Genomic DNA, 4396 nt, shown 5'->3' on the forward strand with positions numbered 1-4396 from the left:
AGGCGAGGATTCCGGAAAGAAAAAACTAGAGCTGGTTCCAAAGAAGAAGTGAGGTCCTGAAATTCAATCCTCCGACAGCCCTGAACGGAATGTTTTTAAATGCTTTATTCTCAAATAAGATGGCGTTGTTCTATTTAGCAATGGCTAAAATGAGCTAACTGGGTTAAATTGACTACTCGAGACAGTTGCGGTGAATTCTTATGGCTGAAAAAACAGAGAAAAAACCTGAGAAGACGGAAAAGAAGGACGCTAAGGAAGCCCCGAAAGAGGCGCCTAAAGCTCCTCCTAGGAAGATAGAGAAGAACGTGAAGGGAATCAAGCGTATCGCCGGAAAGGATGTGAGCGGCGACTACAAGCTCCCGAAAGCTCTCCTTAGAGTGCGCGGAATAGGCAAAAGCCTGAACCAAGCGATTGCAAAGCTCCTGATTCGGGAGATGAAGCTCCCGGAAAACGTTGACGTGGGCGACCTGAACGACGAGCAGATAGAGCAGATGGACAAGATTCTCAACAATTTGGGGCAGTACGGGCTCCCGGAATTCATGCTCAACAGGAGAAAGGACTACATGGAGGGCGGGAACAAGCACATAATCATGAACGACTTGATTTTCGCGCTCAAGCAGGACGTTGAAAGGGACAAGAACACTTACACCTGGAAGGGATACAGGCACGCCTACGGCCAGAAAGTCAGAGGCCAGAGGACCCGCAACACCGGGCGCGTGGGCATGACGGTCGGAGTGCTCAGGAAGGCTGTGCTGGCACAGGCAAAGGCCGCGACAACCCCGGGAGCAGCCCAGGCTGCGAAGCCGGCGGCAGGAGCACCAGCAGTTGCGAAGCCCGCAGCGGCTCCGGCTAAGAAATAGGTGGAACGATGGGAGACCCGAGAAAACTCAGGAACAAATACTCAAAACCCAAGAAGCTTCTTGACAAGGGCAGGATAGCGGAGGAAAGCGCGCTCAAGCACACCTACGGCCTGAAGAACATGCGCGAGCTGTGGCTCGCGGTGAGCGAACTCAAGAAGGGAAGGCGCGAAGCCCGGAGGCTCCTCTCGCTTACTGAAGCAGAGAGGAACAAGGAGGAGGGCGTGGTGCTCACCAAGCTCAGGCGCCTCGGCATGATAGACGACAAGGCCAAAGTGGAAGACATCCTTTCATTGACGGTCAAGGACGTGCTCGAAAGAAGGCTCCAGACAAGGGTGCTGAGAAAAGGGCTCGCAAAGACCATGGCCCAGTCCAGGCAACTGATAACGCACGGATTCATCTCCATAAACGACAGGATTGTGAACATTCCTTCGTACATGGTTTCAGCTTTGGAGGAGGGGACCGTGAGGCACTCGAAGCACATTGAAATAGACCACCGCTTCGTGGAGCCGAAGGCCGAAAAGCCGGCCGAGCCGGCCAAAGCCGAGGAGAAGCCCAAAGAGTGATTTTTATGACTGAAACGGCAAAACCAGAAGAGAAAAAAGTCGAAAAGCCGGCCGAGGCAAAACCAGAGGCGAAGCCAGCAGAGGCAAAGCCGGTCGCGCCAGCAGCTGCTCCGGCACCTGCAACCGCAGCGCCTGCCCCAAGGCCAGAGCCGAGGAGAAGGTCCAAGCTCGCGGTAATCCACATCTACTCCTCGAAGAACGATACCATAATCACGGCTACGGATTTGAGCGGAGCCGAAACTTTCGGATGGGCGAGCGGCGGAATGATAGTCAAATCCGACAGGGAGGAAGGAAGGCCGTACGCCGCGATGCAGGCCGCGATAAAATTGGTGAATCAATTGAAGGAGAAAGGAGTGAATCCTGTTTTCATAAAGATTCGCGCCCCGGGCGGGAACAAGTCCAAGACCCCGGGCGGAGGCGCCCAGGCAGTGGTGAGGACAATCGCGAGGATGGGCGTAAGGATTGAGAGGATAGAGGACGTGACCCCGCTCCCGACCGATTCCATGAGGAAGAGGGGCGGAAGAAGGGGAAGAAGGGTTTGACGCCAGGCGAAAAAATGAAACTCGAAATAACCAAGGAAGAGGGGAACAAGCTCAATTTCGAGCTTGCTGGAGTGAACACTTCGTTTGCCAACGCGGTCCGCAGGTACATGATAAAATCGGTCCCCACGTTCGCGATAGAGGAAGTGACGTTCTACGAGAACTCCTCGCCGATATTCGATGAGTACATCTCGCACAGGATAGGGCTCGTGCCGATATTCACTCCCGAAGACGTCCCGAAGGAGGCGGAAATCACCTTCTATCTGGACACTAAAGGCCCCAGGACAGTGTACTCTGAGGAGCTGGAGAGCAAGGACAAGGAGGTGAAGGTCGCAAGAGGGAAAATCCCGCTCGTGACCCTTTCAGACGGCCAGACGCTCAGGCTCGAAGGAAAGGCGTTCCTCAGGACTGCTGAGAAGCACGCGAAATTCCAGCCCGGGCTCGCAGCCTACGAAATTGCCGGGGAAACGTACAAGTTCACGGTGGAGTCGTTTTTCCAGATGCCCCCGCGCGAGCTTCTCGCAAGGGCGCTCGCAATCCTCGACGACGACCTTGAAGCGCTTCACAAGCAGCTCCACAAAGCCGAGAAGGGAAGCAAGAAGAAATAAGTCTTTTTAAATTGTTCCGCAGTCATTATTAGTCCTATCCGTCTTCTGATGGATATCCATTCACTAGAGTTAAGTTCATGCAGGGATGGCGGAGCCCGGTCAAACGTGCTAGCTTGAGGGGTTAGTGGTCTAGCACCTGCGCAGGTTCAAAAGCTTTCGCTGACGCGAAAATTTGCCAGCAAAGCTGACAATCCTGCTCCCTGCAATTTCTTTCTTTTTGTAAAAAGAAAACGTTTACGAAAAGAAAAACATTTTGCGCGACCGTAGTCTAGTGGTAGGATTCAAGCCTTCCAAGCTTGTGACCCGGGTTCAAACCCCGGCGGTCGCAATTCTTTTTCAGGAAAGTTTTTAAATGCACGATTGGATACTGGAACGGGTGGAAAAATGAAAAAGAATCTTCTGATACTAAGCCTTGTATTGCTGATGGCCGCAGCTTACGCCAAGCCCCTGCTGCTGATAATAGACTCTTCAGGAAGCATGGACGACACGCTTCCCTCGGGAAAGACGAAGCTGGAAACAGCGAAGGAGGTCGCGATAGAAACCGTGAACAGCTACGGGGATGAGATAGCGCTCATGGTCTACACCGACTGCGACAGCGGCGGAGACCCTCTCTCGGGCAGCATAAGCGTCTGGGAGCCATTCACTACGAGCAAGAGCTCCCTGATTTCGAAGATAAATTCGATAACCGCAGACAGCAGCACGCCGATAGCCAACTCAATCACTGAAGGCACGAAATACCTCCAGCAGATCAAGGGCACGGGCCAGATGGTGCTCCTCACCGACGGCGAGGAAACCTGCAGCGGCGACGTTGTTTCTGCAGTGGAAGCTGCGCAGAGCGCCGGGATGGAGGTGAAAGTGGTGGGCTTCGCACTGGACACTTCAAGCCAGGACGCGATTTCCTCTTCGGTCACTCAGGGAGGCGGAAAATACTACAATGCCGGAGATGAGATTGAGCTCAGGCAGGCGCTCAGCGAGGCAGTGAGCGACGCATCGTGCTGCGCCCCGACCGCGATTCTCCTGATTCCGCTTCTGGCCGGCCTTTACATGAAGCTGAGAGCCGCATAATCTTTTTGCTTATTTCCCTTCTTTTATCCCTTTCTTCAAAACAACGAGCGGGAGCATCGCGCATTTTATCCTTGAGGGATTCCTGCTCAAATCCACTCCGAGCATTTCAAACACTTCTTTCTGCCCCATTTCCGCAATCTCCTCCATTTTCCTCCCCTTTACGGCGCCCATGAGCAAAGACGCTGAGGCGATGCTGATTGCGCACCCCTGCCCGGTGAACTTCGCATCCGCGACGGTTTTCCGGTCCTTGGAAAGCTTGATGAAAACCTGCACCATGTCCCCGCAGGAAGGATTGTAATCAGTTTTCTTTATGTCAGCGTCCGCAATCTCCCCGTAGTTGATGGGATTCTTGTGCAATTCCAGAATGCGGTCCATGTAAATGTCCATTTAAATCACAGAAACTTAGTGCGCGCCTTCTCCAGCCCCGAGCAGAGCGCGTCCACGTCCTCCAAATCGTTGTAAATGTAAAAGCTCGCCCTAACGCTTCCGTTTATTCCGAGCCTTTCGTGGAGCGGCTGCGCGCAGTGGTGCCCTGCCCTGACCGCTATCCCTTCGGAATCCAGCGCCTGCGCGACGTCGTGCGGATGAATCCCGTCAATTGTGAAAGAGATTATCCCTGCCCGCTTTCCGGCTTCAGGGGCGCCGAGGATGCGCAATCCCCTGACTTCCGCAAGCTTCCCAAGCGCATATTTCGTGAGCTTCAAATCGTGCTTCCGCACCTCATCCATTCCCAATCCTTCCAAGTAGCCGATAGCGGTTCC

General features: G+C 53.8%; 6 protein-coding genes, 2 tRNA genes and 1 pseudogene. 7 read left to right on the forward strand and 2 right to left on the reverse strand.

Features of this window, described 5'->3' with window-relative positions; all coding sequences use genetic code 11:
• The first annotated feature begins 200 nt into the window (after positions 1–200).
• The 7 genes and pseudogenes from rpsM to WC488_04785 all read left to right on the forward strand — a co-directional run bounded on the left by rpsM (position 201) and on the right by WC488_04785 (position 3635).
• On the forward strand, positions 201–860 hold the full coding sequence (gene rpsM / locus WC488_04755) for a 30S ribosomal protein S13 (GenBank protein ID MFA5077710.1): 660 nt from the start codon (positions 201–203) through the stop codon (positions 858–860).
• Between the two features lie 8 nt (positions 861–868).
• Positions 869–1423 carry a 30S ribosomal protein S4 gene (locus WC488_04760; GenBank protein MFA5077711.1) on the forward strand — a complete coding sequence of 185 codons (555 nt, stop codon included), beginning with the start codon at positions 869–871 and terminating at the stop codon, positions 1421–1423.
• Positions 1424–1575: 152 nt separating this feature from the next.
• Positions 1576–1965: pseudogene (locus WC488_04765) on the forward strand (30S ribosomal protein S11).
• A 14-nt stretch (positions 1966–1979) separates the two neighbouring features.
• Positions 1980–2570: a DNA-directed RNA polymerase subunit D gene (locus WC488_04770; protein ID MFA5077712.1), complete on the forward strand. Its 591-nt coding sequence runs from the start codon at positions 1980–1982 to the stop codon at positions 2568–2570.
• Between the two features lie 79 nt (positions 2571–2649).
• Positions 2650–2775, forward strand: a tRNA-Leu gene (locus tag WC488_04775).
• 52 nt (positions 2776–2827) lie between these two features.
• A tRNA-Gly gene (locus tag WC488_04780) sits at positions 2828–2898 on the forward strand.
• Positions 2899–2954: 56 nt separating this feature from the next.
• Positions 2955–3635, forward strand: a complete 681-nt coding sequence (locus WC488_04785; protein ID MFA5077713.1) for a VWA domain-containing protein — start codon at positions 2955–2957, stop codon at positions 3633–3635.
• Between the two features lie 9 nt (positions 3636–3644).
• Here WC488_04785 and WC488_04790 read toward each other — a convergent pair whose 3' ends face one another.
• Positions 3645–4022 carry an iron-sulfur cluster assembly scaffold protein gene (locus tag WC488_04790; GenBank protein MFA5077714.1) on the reverse strand — a complete coding sequence of 126 codons (378 nt, stop codon included), beginning with the start codon at positions 4020–4022 and terminating at the stop codon, positions 3645–3647.
• Between the two features lie 5 nt (positions 4023–4027).
• Positions 4028–4396: aminotransferase class V-fold PLP-dependent enzyme (locus WC488_04795; GenBank protein ID MFA5077715.1), on the reverse strand; the 369-nt coding region annotated here is incomplete at its 5' end.

The sequence above is a fragment of the Candidatus Micrarchaeia archaeon genome (genome assembly GCA_041650355.1).
Lineage (GTDB): Archaea > Micrarchaeota > Micrarchaeia > Anstonellales > Bilamarchaeaceae > JAHJBR01.

Bases quoted from the DNA above. Each gene is read 5' to 3' on its own strand.
- rpsM (MFA5077710.1), top strand. From the start codon at position 201: ATGGCTGAAAAAACAGAGAAAAAACCTGAGAAGACGGAAAAGAAGGAC.
- WC488_04760 (MFA5077711.1), top strand. From the start codon at position 869: ATGGGAGACCCGAGAAAACTCAGGAACAAATACTCAAAACCCAAGAAG.
- WC488_04770 (MFA5077712.1), top strand. From the start codon at position 1,980: ATGAAACTCGAAATAACCAAGGAAGAGGGGAACAAGCTCAATTTCGAG.
- WC488_04785 (MFA5077713.1), top strand. From the start codon at position 2,955: ATGAAAAAGAATCTTCTGATACTAAGCCTTGTATTGCTGATGGCCGCA.
- WC488_04790 (MFA5077714.1), bottom strand. From the start codon at position 4,022: ATGGACATTTACATGGACCGCATTCTGGAATTGCACAAGAATCCCATC.